Origin of the sequence: Pedobacter alluvionis (assembly GCF_003664035.1) — a bacterium.
In the GTDB taxonomy this organism is placed as follows: domain Bacteria; phylum Bacteroidota; class Bacteroidia; order Sphingobacteriales; family Sphingobacteriaceae; genus Pedobacter; species Pedobacter alluvionis.
In genome coordinates this window covers 845,486-867,935 of record NZ_RCCK01000011.1, presented here as the reverse complement: position 1 = coordinate 867,935, position 22,450 = coordinate 845,486, and the positions used below count along the sequence as shown (strand labels likewise).

The following is a 22,450-nucleotide window of genomic DNA, read 5'->3' as shown; positions in this document are numbered from 1 at the left end:
AATTTATTCAATTTCCATTCAAACCTTAATGCAGGATATTCCACCTTTTATACCGAGTCTTCATCGACCATTTAATCAAAATCTAAAAACAGCTAGGTGGGTATGTTTATATATTAAAAGTAGAAAAAGCAATATAAAAAGTTCAGTTCTCAATATTGATTTTTATTTATTCATGCTAAGGTTGCTAAGAAATGAATACAAAAAAACTGGACAAACTAATATAGTAGGTTTGCCCAGTAGCCAAGCAACTTTTGAAGTCAGTGCTTATTTGTCGATTTTTAATAAACAAAATCAATACGATAAAATTCAGGAGATAGTACAAAAAGAAAGAACAGAAGGATTAGAAATGCAAATTTACTCTACCTATAAAGCTGCTTCCTATTTCGTCAATATGGCCAAGGATAAACTCGGTCTAATAGACGGTCGTAACCAACTTACTAGCGACGGTTCGGAATTGTTGTCTATTAAAGCAGGTCTATTCACATTTTCAACAAAGGAAAAAGAATTCTTCTATGAAAGAATTCTTGCAAAAGATTTTTTATTGTTTGTTTCGTTGTGTCTTTTTAAAAGGTTAAACCACATTCATAAAGTAAAGGATGAAGCTAACCTGCAGTATTATTTTCTAGATAAATATTATCAAATCCGAGATTTCAATTTTAAAAACTCTAGTTTAGGCAATTTTAACACAGTGAGGAGTTTTTGGATTGACAGTCTTGACGTATTGGATAAACGTATGATGATACGACCAAAATATATGGGCTTGATATTGAATAATAAGACTACAGTAGATTGGTTTACTGAGCTGCGATCAAGGTTTCAATCATTTGAAAGCGATCACTTTAATTCTTATAAAACCTATCTTAAAAATAAAAAAAAGATAGAAAATAGATATACTTTTCTGGCAAATAATGGACAAAGCGATTTGGGTTTTGTGAATCTATATGATGTCAAAGAAGACTTTAGAATATCTTCAGAAAAATTCGAAGAATTGATAAATCGCTATTATGAATCTGAAAAAGGTAAAAAGAATATTTTCTTTACTAACATTGTAAATTCAATAGATAGGCGAAAACGGTTTTTTGTCCGTGGTATTCCTGTTCTAAAAATAAAAATTAAAGAAACGCATGAATATAAATAACATTTGGGATAAACTTAGGCCAATACCAGAAACGTTAGCAAACTTAAAACGTGACCTTAAGGAAGGTAAAGTACCTGAATTGCCGTATTTTGTAGTTAATCAAGACGATGCGAAAGCGGGCATGGGCGTGAAGTTAAATGCTATTGATGGAACGAGAATGCAATCCAATCTAATTATTGGGCATTACGGAAATGGAAAAACAAATCTTTTAAAATATTTAAAGCTATTTTTTCAGACGCATGCATATAATATTGAAGTAATTTATTCGAGGGTTGATATTGAACAACCAGATATTATTCTATACTTGTTGAAGTTGATACAAGACCATCATACTGAAACATTAATTGAAGCAGTAAAATCATTAAAGGTTGCGGGAACAGATTGGAATACTTTAATCCATAATTCACAAGATACTTTTGGTGCAATAAAAGAATTTACTGAAAAGCTTTTTTCAGATGACGTAGTTGATGAGGACATAAAGAAATTGATTTTTTTAGGCACTGGGAGGCTTTATACTAAAGGACATTTTACTGCCTTCGGTCTTCAACAATTGCAAAATTTTAATCGTAGAGAAATCCTTGTCCTTTTTCTTAACATACTATCAGCATCGAATAAATTTATCGTTTTTGGACTTGATGAAGTTGAGAAAATATTGGAAAAATCAAAGTCAAGATTCAATCTCTTCTTAACATCATACCGAGAACTTATAGACCTGTTTAATAAAATTAATGGACACTATCTTATCACTTGTTTTACCGATGCTAGCGGAACAGCCCAATTAGAAGTTGCAAATCCGGCCTTCTATACTCGGATTAGTCCCGATATTATTGAACTTTTGGCAATTAGTAAAAATGATGATATTAAAACACTGTCAGGTTATCTGGATGAATTATTTACAACTAATAAACAGACTGAACTTGATAATATTGTTGTCCAAGTTGCTAAAAAAAGACATCCAGGCAACCGCGATTTAATTAGACATATAGTTCAGTTGCTTTTTGAAAATGATGTTATCTTAAATCTCGCTGATGCTCTCGAGAGCAATAATTTAACCTCGCTATTTGGACAAACGAAAAGAGAATTAGAAAATGATGGAATTCTTAAATCGCTCCATCAAAAGTTTTTTGATCCTTTTGAGTATTTTTTGGAAGATAGTTCTAGAATGCTTGGTGGTAGTATTTTAGATAGAAGGAAAAATCAAGCTTTTATCGATGTTAATAATAATGTAATCCATCACCTTATTTTCAATGAGAATTCTGATATTGATAATATCAACAAGAAAATAAATGAGCTCGTCAATCTTTACAATATGAAGATTGTCATTTATTCACCCATAAAATTGGAACTCAGTAATAGCTCAATTCAATTGGAAAATGAACAATATGGTTTTACCATCATCAGTTATGAACCAGAAGAATTGTTTATTTTACTTAACATGTATCGAGAAAATTTTGACAAAAAAGATTCTATTGACAAAGTAATTTCAATTTATACGAATAACAACCTCTAATATGTTTGACAATAATAGTAGAGTCAGTTGTTTCACATACGAAATTGACCTAATAAAGCCAATTCAGTTTATATGTAACTTAATAAATCAAATGTCATTGGTTATTTCGCCAGATACTGGAATAGACATTTTATTTGAAGATGAATTTATAACACAGAATATACAAATTCAATTCAAAAAAGATGAGGCTGGCCAAGACCTTATAACATTAGATGAACTTTCAACTGCGATTGCTACCTATTACAATAAGTTCGCAGTAGAAGGATTAAATTTAGCTAGCACTAATATTTTAATAATTCACCAGCCTTCTAAATCCATCTTCGTATTGAATGAGGCAAAAGCCTCGACAACCGAAAATGATCAGCATGCAGCTGATGAAAACAAGGGTACAAAAGAAAAATTGCTTAAACTTATCCATAAGAAAGATGTACTCAAGGACTTAGTTTCAAAGCTACGTAATGGTCGTTTAAAAGATAGCCTTACTGCTTCGCTCAATATTCAGTTTTCCGAATTATATTATACTTCAATTAAGTTTATCGAGAAAAAACTAATTGATTTACCATATCTTCCTTTAGATATTTTTGATGTAAATGTTCTAGAATTTGATCCAATTGAGTTGCAAGATATAAGTTTGAATAGAGAAAAATTTCTTTCCGAGCTAAATATCGCATTGGAACCCGACCAAGAAATCTCCATACTAAGAACCAACAATTTAGAAGAAAATAAGGAAATCGGTATTGTTTATAATGGATTTGCATTTCCTATAAGCGCAACTAAGTTAAAGCCATATATCAAAGCAGAAGCACTTCACATTTATTACTGGTTACAGATACGAGATGTATTTGCACGGGTTGAGGTTCGAAAAACAGAAGCCGATTCGGAAACTTTGACTGTGTTCAAATCAAAAATGAAGGAAAGTGCCTTAAATAATTTGCTTTCATATTTGAATAAAAATGTATACCTGAATTCTAATGTCTTGACCGAGGATAATCCTTACTTTGCATTCTTTAATGATGTAAATCATATAAAAGATTTAAAGCACCTTGAAAATTTTAACTTTTTTATATCCTCAGAAAATGGAAAAACCGCATTAGGTATTTATGCGGATAAAAAACTAGGAGATTCAGATAGCTATAACCTGCTTCACTGGGGTATGAACGATGATGGTAAGCTAAAAAACTATAGAGACATTTCAGTGCCAAAAATTAAAAGGCTCGAAAATGTATATGCATTGAAACCTGAACTAGCATTTTATTTTCTGACAAATTATTTCGAAGATTTACTCCAACACGTAATCAGTCAATGTACTTCGGAGTATATTAAAAACTTCCACCTTTCAATAAATAATCAAACATTGGGTGAGTTGGATTTTGTCATAAAAACTGACAATAAGATTTGCATTGTTGAAGCAAAAACTACATTGAATAGATTTGTAATAGAGAAATTTCAAGAAAAGTGCTTCAAACTCATCAAAGGATTTTCATTCTTAGATGTTAAATTGGAATTTTACTTAATAGCTCCATACAGTGATAATACCTGCGAAACATTTTGGAATTTTATGGAAGAAATGGACGACTACAACAAAACTAGAGATGGACTCAACTGTACTCCTTATAATTTTAATATACCTATACCAAAAAGTAGAGAAAATATTATCACGTGTATTGCAGAACCAGAGTATAATAAACTTTTAACAATCGTCAATAATATATGCCAGTAGAATTACCGATTACTCGTTACTCTGGCTCAAAACGGAAATTAGTAGAAATAATTTGGAATCATTTAGAGGCAAGGAATCTCAATTTTAATTCTGTACTTGACATTTTCGGAGGAACGGGGATTTTCTCCTACTATGCTAAAGCAAAAGGTAAGGAAGTAACTTATAATGATATATTTCGCTTTAATTGTCTGATAGCACAAGCTATTATAGGGAATAATATAAACCCTCTAACTATTGAAAATGTACTTGGTTTATTAGAGGTAAGACCTGACAAAATCTACAACAGATTTATTGAGGAGAACTTTTCCGGAATATATTACCCAGATGATGAAAATAGACTAATAGACATTATTGTTCAAAATATTGATGATCTTGAAACAAATGCACAAAAAGCAAGTGGATTTTATTTGTTATTTCAAGCTTGTTTGATTAAAAGGCCATATAATCTTTTTCACCGAAAAAATTTAAATTTGAGAACGAACTTTTCCGGTGGCGGATTTGGTAATAAAGTTACTTGGGAGAAGACGTTTGAAGAATTGTTTGTCAAGTTTTCTGAAGAGCTTACCAAGTTTAATTTTGAAGGTGTTCAAGATTGCAATATTTTAAATACTACCGCGCTAAATTGTAATGCAGTAGCAGAGTTGGTTTACATAGATCCTCCTTATTTTCAAGAGAGCAGCCATGTAACATATCACTCGAAATATCATTTTTTAGAAGGTCTCGCTAATTATGATCAGATACCTGAATTTATTGTTGAACATAAGACAAATAAGGAAATCTCAATAAATAACAATCCAGAATTTGAGAATAAGAAAAATTTCAAAGATGAGCTACGGCGACTTATCAATTTGCATGAAAATTCTATAATTGTAGTATCATATCGTAATAATGGGATCCCTTCAATTGAAGAAATTTCCGAAATTATGCAAAACGTTAAAAATAATGTAGAGGTTATAAATCTCGGAAGTTATAACTACGCATTGAGCAGAAGCAACAATGTTAATGAGGAAGTTTTAATCATTGGAACCTAGATTTTATATAAAAATCAATACAATGGAAAATAAAGCGTTTGTCTTCCACCGTGAAGACAACGTTGATAATCTAATTCAAATTTGGTCTTTCCGTTGGAATAACTACCAACTTTCTTCAAACCTTCAAGCGAATAATTTTTCACGTGTGTTTGGAGCTGTTCCTAAAATAACCGTTTCATTTTTTGCTGAAAATACCAACACTATCTCTATCGAGAATTGTATCTTTGGGCAAATATAATTGACATACTGACTAAGCTTCAATAGGAATTTTCAATTCAATCTTGTTTATCACCAAGAGAAGCTAATTTCGATAGTGAGGCCATAATTTGGTTCGAGAATTGCCCAGTTAGGGGAGCCAATGCCCTTCATGATATCGTGAAGGGCATTTCTGTTTTTAGCTGATTTTAAAATCATTGCATACAGCAAATAGAGGCTGATTTTTGGTTCGAGCCCAATTTCCCATCCATACTGTGCAAGCCCTTTGAATTTTTCAAACCTACTTCACTAAGACCTTCTTACGGATCAATACCAAAAGTCGTGGACTAGGCATTTTTTTAAGCGTACAATTGAGTTAACCTATACAGAAAAAACGGATCGATGCCAAATGTTGTGGAGGAGGGTGTTTTTTTAAGCTGGAATAATCAAAATTGCTTCCTACGTTGAAGGTAGAAAGTCAATAATTATTTTTGACAATTATAAAGTTTGCTTGTCATTATGACAACTTTACTTATCTTTACTGAAATTAAAATCTAATATGAAAGCTAAAACTTTTACCAAACTCCTTTATTATCAAAAATTCATAGGAATCCTATTAATCGCTATAGGAATACCAATGTTAATAAGTAGTCAATCACCTGAAAGTACGAAAGTGTTAATCTTTGGGTTATTTATTTTGTTTACATCATGGGAGAGAATTATGGATGAACGCCTGCTGAGCCTAAAAATGACCTCTATATATTTTGCAATCATTATAGGGTATACTTTCAAAATGATTAGTTCAGAATTAGTGAAACAGCATATTTTTTCATATGAGTTAACCAGTATTGATCATTTCATAATACTAATTTTTGCGGTTGCTAACGTCACTTATTTTTCTAGCCTTTATTTAAGCAAAAATAAAGGCGATGACTAATAACTTAAAAGTAGAACGGGCAAAGAGAAATTATACTCAGGCACATTTGGCTGAAAAGGTAAGTGTCTCTCGTCAAACTATTAACTCCATCGAAATCGGAAAGTATGTACCCTCAACTTTACTTGCATTGAAAATAGCGAGAGTCTTCAATACCTCCGTAAATGAAATATTTATTTTAGAAGACTCTGATTTATAATTATGTGTTTCCAATTAAAAAAGCATTAAGCCATGATTTCTAAAAGCACCTGCATTTAGATAATTCCATCTGTTTTAGAAAATAAACAACAATACCTGTGAAAATACTAATTTCCTTCTTAATAGCAATCTTTATTACAGATTCTGCCTTCGCTCAAAATAAAAATTATAAGACTACGATTGATAACTTCAAAAAGAATTATAACGCAAATGGATATAATGAAATTTTCAGCCATTTCTCACCAGAAATGAAAAAATCCTTGCCTATTGAGAAAACAAAATTATTTTTAACCAGTTTGAAAAGCCAGCTGGGTAATATAGAAAGCATGGAGTTTATCAACTATCAAGGCAAAACTTACGCACGGTATAAAACGAAATTTGAAAAAACCATTATGGCGGTAAACATTTCTCTTAATGATCTGAATCAAATAGACGGTTTCTTCGTGAAACCTTATGAAGAAGCCGAGATGAGCGAGAATAAAATCGTAAACTCGTTGAACAGTTACCCTAAGAAAATTGCTGAAATCGTCTTTTCAGCATCCAAAAATTTGCCGAATAATACTCAACTTTCTATTGCCATAATTCAAGATGGGAAAACAAATTATTATGGCATTACGAAAATAAATGACACCATAAAACCGTGCGAAAATCAAAATCTTTTTTTTGAAATTGGCTCGATAACAAAAGTTTTCACATCAACCATTTTAGCTTCACTCATTGAAAGTAAAAAAATTAAATCAACAGACGAAATCAATTCATATTATCAGTTCCCGTTTAAAAACAACATTAAGTTAACGTTTGAAAGTTTGGCAAATCATACATCTGGTTTACCGCGTCTACCTGAAAATTTGAGGTCAAAAAATGATGCGAATCCATATAAGAGTTATGGCAAAATCGAAGTAGAAGAGTATCTTAAAAACTTCGTAAAACTTGAAAATGTGCCTTCCACAACTTATTCATACTCTAATATTGGTGCCGGACTATTAGGTTACACACTGGGTTTATCTCAGAAAACAACTTTTCAGAACCTTTTAAAAAAGAAAATTTTTGATAAGTACAAAATGACAAACTCAGTCACAAGTTTACAAACCTTAGGGATTAGACTTATTAAAGGATTAAATAAGGAGGGGAAAATAGTTTCTAATTGGGATTTTGACGCATTATTCGGCGCTGGAGGTATATTATCTACAACAGAAGATCTCGCAAAGTTTATCAATGCCCAATTCGACCCTAAAAATGAAGAACTTGAATTGACAAGAAAAACAACTTTCGAAATTAATGGTCATACAAAAATTGGGTTAGGTTGGCACAAATTAGAACCTGCAATTGGTGAAAATTTATTTTGGCATAATGGTGGAACAGGTGGATATTCATCTTCAGTTGTAATGAAAATTAATGAAAAAACCGGAGTCATCATCTTGTCCAATGTGTTTGATATTAACGATAAAATTGACGCATTATCCAATGATTTATTAGCTACATCGGCCAAACAACAATGAAGTGAACAAATAAAAATTGCTTTGAGGTTGCCTAATTATTGAATTCAACCATGAAATTCTCTTAAATTAAGATTTTTAGTTCGATCTTCCTACCCCAAAGAGACAAAGCTTTACATAAATTATATATTCTCTAAGTAGCAACTCCATAATTTATCTTTGGGGACATAAATGACATACTAACTAAGCTTCAATATGAATTTTAATTCAATCTGGTTAGTCACCAAGAGAAGCTAATTTAGACAGTGAGGCCATAATTTGGTTCGAGAATTGCCCAGTTAGGGGAGCCAAATAGGGCAAGCACGGTAAAACGGTCGCTTGCCCTTCTTTTTTATCACTTATTTCGCTGTAAATCAGCGTAGATCATGGATCATTTGATGCATTACGCTTTTTGTTTGGCATAAACTTCTCAAAATCCCCAATTTTTTTGCCTGATCCGGCTCTTTTTGTACCGGGGCTGATTGCTTAAAAATAAAGTATATTTGTTAATCAAATAAATCCATCGCAATAAGCTAACAAAGCATTAAAAAAATAACAATGAGAAAAAGACGATTTACGGTAACCATCCTTTCTATCTTACTATTTCTTTCTTTAAAAATTAATGCACAAATGCCTTTTACAATGAACGCCAGCGGGCATATCATCATTAAGGCAAAAATAAATAATGTGGAGGGGAATTTTATTCTGGATACCGGAGCAGGGCTTAATGCCATTTTTACTAAATTTTCTCAAAAACTCAAGAATGAAAAAACCGGCAACTTTTTCGTCGGACATAGGGCCACAGGAGAAGAGTTAAACCTAGATTTGTACAATGCGACAGGGTTTGAAATGAATAACAGAAAGTTTAAAGATCAACAATACGCCATTGTCGATTTAGATTTTGGGGATATTGATGGAATTATTTCTCTCCAACCCTTCATCAACACACCGCTTACGATTGATTATCTCAACAAAAAGATTGTTTTTGATAAAGCAACAAAAAATGAAAAAAGCATCGATATTCAGATAGCAGATTATGCAGGCAGAGCCCTTGATATTTTTACCTATATAAAATTGAATAATACTTTGAAAATCCAGACATTATTGGATAGTGGAGCCGGACAAAAATCATTTTGGTTCAGTTCAAAGTTAATGGAGCTCTTGGCCCTAAATAAAGCAGATTTTAAAGCAGTCCCTGTAAAAAGCGATTTTAAGAAGGAAAATAACTATTATATCGGTAAGCTTTCCGAATTAAATACAGTGAATAACCTGCTTAAGATGGAAGGGCTTGATGTTGCATTTGTTGACGGACTGATTTACGAAGGTAAGACCAGTATAGATTGGTTGGGAAAGGTGTTGACCATTGACATTGCCAAAAGGAAAATATTTATCGCCGAGTAAAAAGCGGATAGATTTATCTTTCTTTATTTTTCGGAATTGTCTTTTTAGTTTTAAAATTTTATTATTCACAATCTGTTCCTAAACTCAGGCAGCAAAGAAACTGAATTTTCTAACAGTCTGGCTAATCTTGTTTGGAGGACATATTTTAGATGTGCAAGATCATTTTTGAAATCGGGCATTATGTTCTTTTGCAGTCAACTTGGTATTGCTTATATTCCGTTAAATATCTGTTAGTGAGTGTTAATATTACTTTAATTCCGTAGGTGCCTTGCCGAACTTTTTCTTGAAAGAATGGGAGAAGTGCGATAAACTTTCAAAGCCCAGGTCGAGATAGATGGCGGATGGCTTTTGATGTTTGGCTTCAATGAGATGTTTAGCTTCATTTAGCCTTTTTTCCTGAAGCCAGTGACGGGGTGGAGCACCAAAAGTCTTCATAAAATCCCTTTTAAAGGCTGCAAGACTGCGACCTGTTAATTGTGCAAACTTCTCTACAGGAACATTGAAATGAAAATTATGCAGCATAAATTTTTCCAGGTCGATCTTATAAGGTTCTGAAAAATCAAATAAAAAATTAAGTAACACCGGCATGGCAAGCATCAGCAATTTGACGCCTTCCTTTACCTTCAGGATGCCCATTTCGTCTGTCATCTCTGCGCCGGAACTACGTGCATACGGAACAATGGATTGAAAATAACCCTGTAGGAATTCATTAGAAGGAATTAAAATATTTGGCGGGCCAACATATTTCTGGTCTGCTTTAAGTCTTTCTTCTAACACGATCCTGCGCAACAGATCTTCCTGCAGGGATATCACGATGGTTTCATAGTTTGAACCGGGCAGCGGTGTTTTGGTAATTGTACCTAGTTGATTTTTTCCGATCAGCAGCATTTCACCGGCGGTCATTGAAATGGTTTGCGTAGAGGTTTCCAACGTAAATTGTCCCGAGACCTGTAGAATTAAAGTATGGTGATTCCAAAAACAAGCTTTCTCCTTCCGCTCTGCAGAAAGGTAAGAATAGAATATTACACCGGGAAGAATCTCTGCTGGACTGATCATTTAGCGTTGTAAATAAGTGCCGCCCTGGATAGCGCCTGTTGCAAAAGTAGTATTTAAAGTATTCATTTCTTCGGGCGTAAATACAATTTCCATCGCAGCAATATTTTCAGGCAAGCGCGATCTGCGGCTCATGCTTACTAAGGGCATAATGTAGTCTCCCTGCTCTTTTACCCAGGCTATGGCCACCTGTGTTGGTGTATAACCTTTATCGGCAGCCAGTTGCTTTAAAACTTCCACTTTTTCCAGGTTATGAACTAAATTTTCGCCCTGAAAACGGGAGAAGTGATTGCGGTAATCATTTTCGGCGAGCGGGGCTTTCATTTCACCAGTCAATAAACCTTCGGCTGTATTAGCGAAAGCCACCACACCAATTCCTAATTCTTTAGCCGCCGGAAGCAAGTCACTTTCTATCCCGCGCTCGGCTAGTGAATACCCGATCTCTAATGCACTTATCGGGTGAACGCTATTGGCTTTGCGAAGCTGGTCGGCCGTGATCTCTGATACACCGATGTAGCGAACTTTACCTTCTTTAACCAGATCAGCGACTGTGCCGATGATGTCTTCTACCGGTACACTGTCATCCATCCGGCTTGGTTGGTATAAATCAATGGTTTCGATTCCCAAACGGGTTAGTGAGTAGTTTATAAAATTCTTAATGGCGATGGGACGCAGATCTAGTCCCAGCCAATGTCCATTATGAAAGATCGCTCCAAATTTTACGCTGATAAACGCCTCGTCACGTCTCCCTTTTATGGCTTTGCCCACCAGGATCTCATTATGACCAGCTCCATAAAAATCGCCGGTGTTCAAAAAATTAATGCCATTATCCAGTGCTTCATGGATCGTAGCAATGCTTTCCGTCTCATCAGGTGTAGATCCTCCCCAGATAGAGGACATGCGCATACAGCCCAAACCTAGTTTGGATACTAAAGGCCCATTTTGGCCTAATTGAATTGTTGTGCTATTTTTCATGATTTAAAGTTCTGAATTTAAATCATGCGTAATTTACCTGCACGGCTCAATATGCATGACTGTACGGCTCATGAAAAACCGGGTTCCAGATAATAATCCTGCATGGAGATCTGCTAAACGGAAATGTAAATAAGGCCGGATATCTTAATTATTGTAAATCAGAGTTTATTCGGTGCCAATCTTTTCACAAAGAAACCAGTTATCAAATTTAAGGCAGGCAAGTTTCACTTTTTGTAAAGGCTATACCATTTTCATAAGATATCGAGTCAGGTTTAGAGAATACCGCTTTGTTGTCTACAACTTTAACTTCGCCGGTTCCTTCAACAAAACCCGTTTGTGTTTTTTTGAATATCACCTCACGTACAGAAGTGCTTCCTTCAGACTGAAAAGTATAGTCACCTTTTAAGATCTTTCCGTCAAAATGACCAATGAAAGTGCCTTTAGAATCATCTTTCTCTGAAAAATTATAAATAATTGATCCTTCTATATCGTTTTTATTAACAGCGGTAATGGCGAGTTGAAAAGTGTCTTTGTTGACCGTGTGAAGGTAACAACCTTTTATAGAGGTTTCGGTGCTGTCTGCTGCGGCTTGGTTGCTAGCGGAACTATCTTGTTTAGATTGCGTACAGCTGTACAGACCGGTTAGCAATATGGATAGGGCAAATAAATTTTGTTTAACGCTCATGATTAATTTTCTTTACTTGTACAAATATGGTTCCAATAAAAGATTTCTTATTGATTGGCGTATCGGTAAAATTTCCAGGGATGCACTTACCTCCATATCATCTGACATTCTTTTTTTTTAAACCTGCTTCCCAATTATTAGAATTGTTGCTTAGTAGATCAAACTTACTATTGAGTTTGGTCAGAAAGTTCCATAAAGACACCCTTACAATTCATTGATCTTACTTATAAAAAGGCAAATAGAAAGGGGAGGCTTTCTCTCTACTTTGCCTGCTAAACACAAGGTAGATCTCATAAGTTAGTGTCTGAACTAGGATGTCCTCTAAACTTGCTATAATGCTAATTTTTGAATTTAATTACCGGTTTGCCGTCCACGCAATCAATTTTCTCTACCGTTTTTACATTTGTGAAGTTATTTCCCTTATTTTCGGCTTTGATCACATTGAGGTTTAGCCTGTTATATAAAGAGACTTTTGCCTGAAGTTCTTTAAAGTCTGTTGTGCGGGAAAAGGGAACATATTCCATGCTCATGGTCTGTTGATTGATCAATCTGGTAAAACTCCAGTTTGCATCACTGGTACAGCTTAATGCGGCGGTCAGGTTGTCTATTTGGTTTTTGGTGGTGGTGATTAGTGATTTTGCTTCTTCAACCGGTAGGTTTTCCGCGGTAATCAGGTAAACTTTATCATCTTTACAGTCGAGCCTGATTGGCTGGTCGGTGGACCACAGGATTTCAAAGCAAGGTTCGACAATAAGTCCCTCTTTGTACCAGGCTGCATATTGTTTGTCAATCAGATCGAGGTATTCCTTTTTAAGCCTTTCATATTTTTGCAGGTCGGAAGATAAAACAGGGAAAAACTGGACCGAGCAATCGCGTTGGATGGTTTGTACTGCTGTTTGAGCTTTTTAGCTACATGGTATATTAGCCGATAGCGCCAGGATCTCGTTATGTTTGGCTATAGCACGCTCTCCCCATTGGGCAGCGGTGACTTCTTCTTTTTTACAGCCAGAAAACAACAGGATAGACGCAAAGCTTAGGCAAATAAATAAGGTTAGTGTGTTGGTTAGAAATTTCATATTTAGTTGGTTTTGCTACTTAAACGGACGATAGTCGGCTGACGCTACAGCCCAGCCAATAAATAAGTACGATGTTTTTTATTTAGCTAAATCTATTAGATGATAGGTTAATATAATCAGTCTTTAATAATTTTCAGTTTATCTTTTTTAATCGAATAAATAAAATAAAAGGCAAGCATGAGCTAATAGTACCAACATTTTTAACCAACCATTCAACGATTCATTTTGCCTGTTTATCGAAAGCCAAATGATTTTAAGCCGATCCTGCTGCATCTTTAAACCATGAAAAGAGCAATATCGCTTAAATAAAAAACTTTGAATCATGAAAACTAACATTGGAATTACAGAAAAAAACACAGATGCAGTTGCTGTAGAATTAGCTAAATTATTGGCAGATGAATTTGTATTGTACACCAAAACAAGAAACGCACATTGGAATGTTACAGGTGATAATTTTCACGCAAACCATATTTTCTTTGAAAATCAATACAAACAACTCGATGAATTAACCGACAGTGTAGCCGAACGTATGCGTAAAATCGGTCATTTTGCACCTGCAACAATGAAAACTTATTTAGAACTTACTCACCTTACAGAATACAGCGAAAGAACTAATGATGGTTTAGGTTATATGGCAGACCTCTTAAGGGACCACGAAAGCATCATCGAATTTTTACGTGGCAATATCGTTCCTTTTGCAGAAAAATATAAAGATTATGGCACCAGCGATTTTATTACCGGACTAATGGAAACACACGAGGAAATGGCCTGGATGATCCGTTCTTACTTCAGATAATTGATTCTGAAAAGAATAAAATAAATGGAATAGTTATATTTGAATCACAAATAAACTATCTCTATGAAAGCGCTGATTGTTGACGACAATGATATTGCAAGAACCACTTTGGCCCATTTGGCGAAACAAATTCCAAAGCTTGTTATTGTAAATGAATACAATAATGCTATAGAAGCCTATCACCATTTGCAGAACAATCAGGTCGATTTGATATTCCTGGATATTGAGATGCCCAAAATGACAGGAATAGAACTGACCAGAAACCTGGTAAGCAAGGATATTATTATCATTTTTACATCTTCAAAAAAGGAATATGCGCTTGAAGCTTTCGAACTGAATATTGCTGATTACCTGTTGAAACCTTTTACGCCGGCCCGGTTTTTACAGGCCGTTAGTAAAGCCCAGATTATATTAGACAGTAAAAAAGAGCATGTGCAGTTTGATAAGGAAGAGTTCATCTTCGTCAGAGATTCAAATATTACGAGACGATTGAGCCTGGATGATATTTTTTATGCGGAAGCAATGGGTGATTACGTAAAGTTCTATACTTCAGAAAAAATGTTTGCCATACATGGTACAATGAAAGCTGCTGAAGAACGCCTGCTGAAAAATAATTTTATCAGGGTTCACCGCTCTTATATTGTAGCGGTTGGTAAAATAGACACATTGCAGGATGGCGGGGTCGTGATCAATGGGAAATTTATTCCTGTTGCCGATGCCTATCGAAAAACACTCAATGCAAAAATGAATGTTTTTTAATTGAGGTGTTCATTTGTTTAGCCGTGAAATGCGCTTGAGCTGAGGCGTTCCTATCATCAATTTATACATTAGTTTATGATCAATATCTCTACAGTGATGGGCAATAAACGTTTTGCTTACCTGATTGTGTTTACATTCATTGCTGATTCGATTCTCCTCATCGCGTTGCAAATTAATTCGGCCCGGAATACCAGGGCCCTGATCAACAACAACAACATACTCTTAAAGGAATTGCGTTCCAGCAATCACCTGAGGGAGATTGACAGAGATATTTTAGGTGTGGAAAGTAGAATAAGGGCCTCTATAGCTACAAATGACACGACCCACCTGGAAGGGGTAGACCAGAAGGTAGACCAGGTAGAAAACTTTCTCGATTCGCTTTCAAAAGATAATGTTGATACAAGGGAAGAAGCGCTGATCCATCGGCTAAGCGTTCTGGCATTGGACAAAAAAATAGTTAAGGAGAAGCTTTTACGTCGCTACCATTCTATTGGAAACATGGACGATCGGAGTTCCATCGCCAATCCAGGGGCGAGAAGAATTTCCAACGAAATCACATCAATTACGGCGAAAATTTATGAAAGCCGGCAATTGAACATGGTAAAACTGAGCAGGCGAAGCGAGGAAATGGGAAGAAAGGCAAGGCTCTATGATATTTCCATCCTGGCATTGCTTGTTTTAAGTGGCGCTATCATTGGATATCATATCGTTCGCCAGTTTCGCAGGCAACATGTACTGATACAGGAACTGGCCATTGCTGAGCAGAAAGCATCGGTGGCGGCGCAAACAAAAGAAAATTTTCTGGCCAATATGAGTCACGAAATCAGAACGCCTTTAAGCGGTATTTTAGGTTTTACCAACTTACTGCAGAAAAGATCATTGGATGCAATTGCTACAGAATTTGTGTCTTCGATTCAACGTTCAGGAGAGAATCTGATGGCCATTATCAATGACATTCTGGACCTTTCTAAAATTGAGGCGGGTATGATGCGCATTACCCCGGGAACATTCAGTATAAATGGTTTAATCAATTCTTTGGAAACACTTTTCCTGGAACGGGCAAAAGAAAAGGGTTTAAACATTTCCAGCACGATAGATCCGGCTATATCCGATACATTAACCGGCGATGCCACAAGATTGACGCAGATTTTGGTCAACCTGATTGGCAATGCCATCAAGTTTACACAGCACGGGAAAATCAATATTGAAGTGTATAAAAAAGAACAAACAGGAAGTAAAATAACGGTTGGTTTCAAGGTTGCTGATACTGGAATAGGGATTGATAAAGAAAAATTAAACGAAGTTTTTGAACGGTTTAACCAGGGTGAAGATTCTATAACCCGAAATTACGGAGGGACAGGTTTGGGCTTATCTATTGTGAAAAATCTGATTTTGTTACAAAATGGAAATATTGAAGTAAGCAGCGAACAGGGAAAAGGAACGACTTTTAGTTTTTATATTCCTTATGGCATTGCTGAGCGTCAACTCCCTGTAATACCAGCTGTAAATACCAGTTATTTTAAGGATAAATCAAATGCGCCATTGCGGGTTTTGGTTGTCGATGATAATGCCATCAATCAAAGTTTGATGCAGCACTTATTATTGCAATGGAATGTCAATTTTGATATTGTATCAAATGGTCTGGAAGCAATTGAACAACTGTCCGGTCAAACCTACGACCTGGTGTTGATGGATATCCAAATGCCAAAGATGGATGGATATGCAGCCACGCAGCACATACGCGATGTGTTGAAATCCAACATTCCAATCATCGCTATGACGGCACATGCAATGGCGGGAGAAAGAGAAAAATGCCTCAGTCGCGGAATGAATGAATACCTTTCCAAGCCGATTAATGAGGAAAAATTGTTTAAGTTTATATCCGGATTCGGCCTTGAAAACGCACAACAAAAAGAAAAAAAAGCGGTAGAAATCACCACCCACTTTCAGTATCTCGATCTTGCTTATATGCGTTCAATAAGCGGTGGGGATACAGATTTCGAAAAAACAGTTACCCAACAATTTATTGATAACGTACCCTTTCATTTGCAGGAGCTTCTAAGCGGCTATCAAAGCCATGATTTTGTAACTGTAAACCACAGGGCCCATGATTTTAAAACTAGCATTGCCATGATGGGATTATTGACAATCTTAGAAGAAAAACTGGATGTGCTTGAAGTTGCGACCGAACAAAAGGCATTATTACGGCAGGTTTTAGAAGATTTAAAAAGTATTTTAACCCTTGCAGTTGCTGAAGCTAAAATTTTTTTACAACAGTTATAAAAGAAAAATAAAATGGACCTATTTTCACCCATAACCTTTCGCAATCTTACTTTAAAGAACAGGATTGTATTATCCCCTATGCAGCAATACAGTGCACAGAACGGAATCCCGGGAAATTGGCATCTGGTACATTTGGGCAGCCGTGCCGTTGGTGGTGCAGGTTTAATCATTACCGAATGTACGGCAGTATCTCCTGAAGGACTGGCGACCTTAAGTGATGTAGGCATCTGGAATGAGGAGCAAAAAAATGCCTGGAAAACCATTGTAGATTTCGTTCATGAACAGGATAGCAAAATCGGTATTCAGCTTTGGCATGCCGGAGGAAAGGGTAGTCTAAAACATCCTAATGAAGGTATGAAACCCTTAAGCCTGGAGGAAGGAGGTTGGGTTGTAAAAACCTGTTCTGCAACAGAACTGAACGGTGTACTATCGCAGGAGCTAACGATTGCCGAGATTGATGAATTAAAAATAAAATTTGTTGATGCCGCACGTCGTGCTGTTGAAGCTGGTTTTGATACAATTGAAATTCACGCCGGCCATGGTTATTTGTTTCATCAGTTCTATTCATCAGTTATTAACAAAAGGCAGGATGAATATGGCGGAACTTTTGAAAACCGGATCCGTCTTCTGGTGGAAACCATTAGAGAAATAAGAAAAGCAATTCCAGAGGGCATGCCGTTGCTGGTTAGAATCTCCGCAGTAGATTACATAGATACTGCAGATGCCTGGACTTTGGAAGATAGCGTTGCCCTTTCCAAAATACTGAAAGAAAACGGGGTGGATTTTATTACCGCATCTGGCGGAGGATTTACAAATGTAAGTCGTGACAAAGTTTTTCCGGGCTATCAGGTTCCTTTTGCAACAGCCATCAAGGTACAAACAGGCATTGCCACAGGCGCTGTCGGCATGATTACCGATGCAAAACAAGCAAATGAAATTATTGCTGATGGCAAGGCGGATCTGGTTGTGATTGCCAGGGAACATTTGCGGGATCCTTATTTTGCTATCCATTCGGCTAAGGAGTTGGAAATGGGCATCGAAGTGCCATGGCAATATAAAAGGGCTTTCAATTAGATTTATCAACGCGTCTCCCTATGGAAAATTCAGGTGCCTCTGTCGTAATTACCCACCATATACTGGAAGGTAAACAAAAAGAATACGAAAAATGGTTAGATGAAATCTTACCTGTTTCTAAACATGCAACAGGCTTTATCGATTTGCAGATCGTAAGGCCTATTCCTAAATTGACATTTGTTTATACTGTTATTATCCGCTTTGATACCATTGAAAACCTAAAAAACTGGATGGAATCTGAAGACCGGAAGCAACTCATTGAAAAGGCAAGCCCTTTCTTCAGAAAGAATGACAGATATCAAATAAAATCCGGCCTGGATTTTCTTTTCAATGCAGAAAATGAAGGTCATAAGGTGCCCGTTCGCTGGAAACAGTATCTGGTTACCTGGTCGGCAATTTATCCCTTATCGTTAATTATCCCGGTTTTGTTGTTGCCATTTTTAAGATGGCTGGGCATTCCGGTTAACCATTATCTTGATGCCTTTATAAATTCTGGTTGTATTGTTTTGCTGATGGTTTATGTGGTGATGCCAAACTACACCAGGTTAATTAAAAAATGGCTGTTTAAATGAGCTGATAAGAGCTGAAGTCCAATTTATTTATCATTAGATCTAAAGAATCACTGCTGTATGGCGGTGATTTTTGTTTTAGAGCAGTTTAGCAAGCAACATCTTGCATTTCTAACGATTCTTTTTGCCTGTTCACCGAATTAGAAAGTAAAGGGCTCTGATTCTGCGATAGATTTACAGCAGGAAAACAAACTATTTAATCAACCAAAGCCTAAAAATAATTTAACCATTTATTAATCTATTAAATCTATTGTTATGATTACCAGAAACATTAAAAAAGTAGCATGCATTGGTCTATATATATCGATGCTCATTACGGCACCACAATTATCTTTTGCACAAACAGCGGCTGTAAACACGTCTAAAATCTGGGGAAAAGTTGACGGCATTACCATCGAAGGAATGGTGCAAGGACCTTCAACCGAAACTACCCAATTGCAAATCGCATGTGTTTTTGAATATACAGAAGGTGATATCTTCAATTCGCCACCCGCTTTACCCGAAGCCGTTAATGGAATGGTTCATCTGGATAAAAGTTTAAATGGACTCATCACAGACCTCAGGAAATCCGGCAAATTCGCAGGTCATTCATTAGAAACTATATTAATCACGCCACCTTCAGGAACCATCGGTGCCAAAAAATTACTGCTTATCGGATTGGGCGACCGGAACAAATTCACTCCCCAACTAATGCAGCAGGTTGCCACCGTTGGTATGGAAGAAGCATTGCGCCTGGGTGTTGCAGAATATGCCTTTGCATCTGATTTGAAAGATGCCGGAATAGATTCACCAACTGCAGAAGTTGCAGGATATGGTGTTACCGGAGCAATCAATGCCTACCGTACCCAGGTTTATCTGAAGAATAAAAAGATGTCGAACCTGAAACCCATAAAGAAAATAACTTTACTGGCAGGCCCCGCTTTCTTCGTTACCGCCGGCGAAGGAATCACGAAAGCAATCGCAGCTTTTAATAATTAATTGTTCGTCAGTAGCATTAACTAATTGTCCAATTTCTTACAGATGGAACAGTCAATAATTCCCACATCAGGCTTGTACGCTTCCTTTGACACTGCGAGGATGCAGGAGCGTTTCGCGATATTTCTTGCCCTGATTGCTGGATATATTGATGCAACGGGGCTGATCAAGTGGAAAACCTATGTATCTTTTATGAGTGGGAACACAACACAATTAGGTGCCGCTCTGGCTAAAGGAAATTCAGGGATTGTATTCACATCGCTGACTGCAATTGCATCTTTTCTCCTCGGAGTTTATGCGGGTACCTGCCTGGCCTTCTGGAAAAGAAACCGAATGAAAAGGTTGCCTGTTTTTATCGTTTCAGGGGTATTGGCTTCTTATACAATAATTACTTTTTACCACACCATCAACGTTGGCCAATCTATAGGGATAATTACTTTTTCAATGGGAATTATGAATACGATCGTAACTTCAGTAGGTAACCAGAAGATAAACACGGATTTTGTTACAGGTACATTGAATAGTTTGGCTAGAAATACAGCTATATGGAGTATGACCAATAACGAAATGGAAAGAAAACAAAGCAAATCCAGTTCAATCCTTTTATTGCTTTTATGGGCTGGGTTTTTATCGGGTGCAGCTGGTGCTACTTTTCTGCTTCCCGTTTTGGCGAACTGGACGCTGATTCTTCCCGCATCTTTATTGCTCATCAGTTCAGTGTTCATTCCTATCCAATTATTAAATGCAAAACCTTAGTAAAACAAAATAATTATGTCACTAAAACCAGCGGTCAGCAATACCGACCATGCACAAGGCAATTTAAATGCCGATCTTGTTATCGTAGAATACGGAGATTACCAATGCCCTTATTGTGGCGCCGCTTATCCTGTTCTTAAAGAATTAATGAATCAGTTTGGAAGTCAGATTAAATTCGTTTTCAGGAACTTCCCACTATCTGAGATGCACGAATATGCAAGAGCTGCGGCGCTAGCTGCGGAAGCAGCGGCTTTACAGAATAAATTTTGGGAGATGCATGATGCCATTTACGAAAATCAGCAGAATTTGAACGAACATTTATTGTTGGAATTGGCAAAAGAATTGAAACTGGACATTCCTCAATTCAAAAGTGATATGGAAAGTTCTGAATTGAAAGATAAAGTTGATGAAGATTTTGCAAGTGGAATTGTCAGTGGAGTAAATGGAACGCCTTCATTCTATGTTAATGGTAAAAAGTTTGAAGGCACTGCTGAAGATTTATTTCAGTTGGTTGGTGCAGAAAAAGAATAACCAAATCAAATTGGAAGAAGATGAAATTAGCCTGATAAGACCAGACAATTTTATCATAGGTCAAGATTTAAACACCTTCACCAGTTTACTTTTGATAAACGATAAAATAAAAACCTTTAAAATAAATAATTACAAACACTAAAAACTTAAAACTATGAGTACGCTAAAATTAAAAGACGGAACAGAAATTTTCTACAAAGATCAAGGTCAGGGACCAACTTTAATGTTTCACCATGGATGGCCTTTATCATCAGATGACTGGGACGCACAGGTTATTTTTTTCCTGCAAAAGGGCTTCAGAGTGATTACACATGATAGGAGAGGTCACGGTCGGTCAAGCCAGGATATTTATGGACACGATATTGAAACTTATGCTGCCGATGCCGCTGAGTTGGTCGATTTTCTTGGCTTGCAGGACGTTGTTCACATCGGACATTCTACAGGTGGCGGCGAAGTAATCCGCTATGTTAATAAATATGCTAATGGCAGAGCCAAAAAAGCCGTATTAATCAGTGCAGTTCCGCCAATAATGGTACAAAGTGATAGCAACCCGGATGGCGTACCGATGTCCGTTTTCGATGGCATTAGAGAGCAAACGCTTAACAACAGGCAACAATTTTATATCGATTTAACGATTCCATTCTACGGATACAACAGGGAAGGTGCAGTTGTAAAAGAAGGTGTACAAAGGAACTGGTGGAGACAAGGCATGATGGGCGGCATAGTGGCTCATTATGAAGGTATAAAGGCATTTTCTGAAACTGATTTCAATGAAGATTTGAAAGCAGTTGATATTCCGGTTTTGGTATTACATGGGGAAGATGATCAGATTGTTCCTTATCAAAATGCCGGTGTTAAGTCTGCTAAGTTGTTAAAAAATGGTAAATTGATTACCTATCCTGGATTTCCTCACGGTATGCCGACTACGGAAGCCGCAACAATTAATAAGGATATTTTAGAATTCATCCAATCGTAATTCTGGTGTCGAGATAGCATTGATCACAATATCTGATTTTTAAATCAATAAAGCCCATTCTGGTAAACAGCATGGGCTTTTATAATGTCAGTACGTCACTGTTTTGGTTTTAATATACCGCAGATTTTTATTTGGAAAGATGAAAAGGTAGCGTAATTGATTTGCTAAAAATACATACTATGGTATAGACGGATAGCCTGATTCGTGCGAAAAATATTTGTAATGGGAAAAATGTACAAGACACTTGTCTTTATGTCCATTCCCTAGGGCCAGCATTCTCCCCATCTTTGTATTGTCAACAAACAACAAATATTTCAAACATTAATTTAAACATAGGAAA

23 protein-coding genes are annotated in these 22,450 nt (G+C 36.2%); 18 read left to right on the top strand and 5 right to left on the bottom strand.

The genetic code is table 11. The features are described from left to right. The first annotated feature begins 28 nt into the window (after nt 1–28). The 9 genes from BCL90_RS11385 to BCL90_RS11345 all read left to right on the top strand — a co-directional run bounded on the left by BCL90_RS11385 (nt 29) and on the right by BCL90_RS11345 (nt 9,602). The gene (locus tag BCL90_RS11385) at nt 29–1,138 is read left to right on the top strand and encodes a hypothetical protein (protein ID WP_121284089.1); all 1,110 of its coding nucleotides are present in this window, start codon (nt 29–31) and stop codon (nt 1,136–1,138) included. Continuing rightward, entirely contained in the window at nt 1,125–2,648 is a 1,524-nt protein-coding gene (locus BCL90_RS11380; protein ID WP_121284088.1) for a hypothetical protein, read from the top strand. The genes BCL90_RS11385 and BCL90_RS11380 overlap by 14 nt, the downstream gene beginning before the upstream one ends. Nucleotides 2,649–2,739: 91 nt before the next feature. Further along, a complete protein-coding gene (locus tag BCL90_RS11375; RefSeq protein ID WP_134380417.1) occupies nt 2,740–4,368 on the top strand; it encodes a hypothetical protein in 1,629 nt (542 codons plus the stop codon). Then, nucleotides 4,359–5,399, top strand: a complete 1,041-nt coding sequence (locus tag BCL90_RS11370; protein WP_121284086.1) for a DNA adenine methylase — start codon at nt 4,359–4,361, stop codon at nt 5,397–5,399. Before BCL90_RS11375 ends, BCL90_RS11370 begins: the two co-directional genes overlap by 10 nt. Before the next feature lie 22 nt (nt 5,400–5,421). Further along, a complete protein-coding gene (locus BCL90_RS11365; RefSeq protein ID WP_121284085.1) occupies nt 5,422–5,637 on the top strand; it encodes a hypothetical protein in 216 nt (71 codons plus the stop codon). A 516-nt stretch (nt 5,638–6,153) separates the two neighbouring features. Next, nucleotides 6,154–6,531 (top strand): hypothetical protein, encoded by a 378-nt coding sequence (locus BCL90_RS11360; RefSeq protein WP_121284084.1) that lies wholly within the window; start codon nt 6,154–6,156, stop codon nt 6,529–6,531. Beyond that, the gene (locus BCL90_RS11355) at nt 6,524–6,727 is read left to right on the top strand and encodes a helix-turn-helix transcriptional regulator (protein WP_121284083.1); all 204 of its coding nucleotides are present in this window, start codon (nt 6,524–6,526) and stop codon (nt 6,725–6,727) included. The genes BCL90_RS11360 and BCL90_RS11355 overlap by 8 nt, the downstream gene beginning before the upstream one ends. 97 nt (nt 6,728–6,824) lie before the next feature. Then, nucleotides 6,825–8,225 (top strand): serine hydrolase, encoded by a 1,401-nt coding sequence (locus BCL90_RS11350; protein WP_208529785.1) that lies wholly within the window; start codon nt 6,825–6,827, stop codon nt 8,223–8,225. A gap of 534 nt (nt 8,226–8,759) precedes the next feature. After that, nucleotides 8,760–9,602, top strand: a complete 843-nt coding sequence (locus BCL90_RS11345) for an aspartyl protease family protein (RefSeq protein WP_121284082.1) — start codon at nt 8,760–8,762, stop codon at nt 9,600–9,602. 246 nt (nt 9,603–9,848) lie between these two features. Here BCL90_RS11345 and BCL90_RS11340 read toward each other — a convergent pair whose 3' ends face one another. From BCL90_RS11340 to BCL90_RS25705, 5 genes are all read right to left on the bottom strand, one after another. Further along, a complete protein-coding gene (locus tag BCL90_RS11340; RefSeq protein ID WP_121284081.1) occupies nt 9,849–10,658 on the bottom strand; it encodes a helix-turn-helix domain-containing protein in 810 nt (269 codons plus the stop codon). Further along, entirely contained in the window at nt 10,659–11,630 is a 972-nt protein-coding gene (locus BCL90_RS11335; protein WP_121284080.1) for an aldo/keto reductase, read from the bottom strand. 208 nt (nt 11,631–11,838) lie between these two features. After that, entirely contained in the window at nt 11,839–12,315 is a 477-nt protein-coding gene (locus tag BCL90_RS11330) for a hypothetical protein (RefSeq protein WP_121284079.1), read from the bottom strand. 338 nt (nt 12,316–12,653) lie between these two features. After that, nucleotides 12,654–12,863: a hypothetical protein gene (locus BCL90_RS11325; protein ID WP_134380420.1), complete on the bottom strand. Its 210-nt coding sequence runs from the start codon at nt 12,861–12,863 to the stop codon at nt 12,654–12,656. A gap of 357 nt (nt 12,864–13,220) precedes the next feature. Next, a complete protein-coding gene (locus BCL90_RS25705) occupies nt 13,221–13,391 on the bottom strand; it encodes a hypothetical protein (RefSeq protein WP_166792109.1) in 171 nt (56 codons plus the stop codon). A gap of 322 nt (nt 13,392–13,713) precedes the next feature. Here BCL90_RS25705 and BCL90_RS11320 point away from each other — a divergent pair, with 322 nt between their 5' ends. The 9 genes from BCL90_RS11320 to BCL90_RS11280 all read left to right on the top strand — a co-directional run bounded on the left by BCL90_RS11320 (nt 13,714) and on the right by BCL90_RS11280 (nt 22,110). Then, entirely contained in the window at nt 13,714–14,187 is a 474-nt protein-coding gene (locus tag BCL90_RS11320; RefSeq protein WP_121284077.1) for a Dps family protein, read from the top strand. Nucleotides 14,188–14,250: 63 nt separating this feature from the next. Further along, nucleotides 14,251–14,946: a LytR/AlgR family response regulator transcription factor gene (locus BCL90_RS11315; protein ID WP_121284076.1), complete on the top strand. Its 696-nt coding sequence runs from the start codon at nt 14,251–14,253 to the stop codon at nt 14,944–14,946. A 75-nt stretch (nt 14,947–15,021) separates the two neighbouring features. Continuing rightward, nucleotides 15,022–17,229 carry an ATP-binding protein gene (locus BCL90_RS11310; RefSeq protein ID WP_121284075.1) on the top strand — a complete coding sequence of 736 codons (2,208 nt, stop codon included), beginning with the start codon at nt 15,022–15,024 and terminating at the stop codon, nt 17,227–17,229. Nucleotides 17,230–17,241: 12 nt separating this feature from the next. Then, nucleotides 17,242–18,303, top strand: a complete 1,062-nt coding sequence (locus BCL90_RS11305; RefSeq protein WP_121284074.1) for an NADH:flavin oxidoreductase/NADH oxidase — start codon at nt 17,242–17,244, stop codon at nt 18,301–18,303. A gap of 20 nt (nt 18,304–18,323) precedes the next feature. Continuing rightward, a complete protein-coding gene (locus tag BCL90_RS11300) occupies nt 18,324–18,875 on the top strand; it encodes an antibiotic biosynthesis monooxygenase (protein ID WP_121284073.1) in 552 nt (183 codons plus the stop codon). 252 nt (nt 18,876–19,127) lie between these two features. Further along, complete coding sequence (locus BCL90_RS11295; protein WP_121284072.1) at nt 19,128–19,850, top strand: M17 family peptidase N-terminal domain-containing protein; 723 nt, start codon at nt 19,128–19,130, stop codon at nt 19,848–19,850. Between the two features lie 42 nt (nt 19,851–19,892). After that, the gene (locus BCL90_RS11290; RefSeq protein ID WP_121284071.1) at nt 19,893–20,603 is read left to right on the top strand and encodes a YoaK family protein; all 711 of its coding nucleotides are present in this window, start codon (nt 19,893–19,895) and stop codon (nt 20,601–20,603) included. A gap of 15 nt (nt 20,604–20,618) precedes the next feature. Next, nucleotides 20,619–21,134 (top strand): DsbA family protein, encoded by a 516-nt coding sequence (locus tag BCL90_RS11285; RefSeq protein ID WP_121284070.1) that lies wholly within the window; start codon nt 20,619–20,621, stop codon nt 21,132–21,134. A gap of 154 nt (nt 21,135–21,288) precedes the next feature. After that, nucleotides 21,289–22,110 (top strand): alpha/beta fold hydrolase, encoded by an 822-nt coding sequence (locus BCL90_RS11280; RefSeq protein ID WP_121284069.1) that lies wholly within the window; start codon nt 21,289–21,291, stop codon nt 22,108–22,110. Nucleotides 22,111–22,450 lie beyond the last annotated feature (340 nt).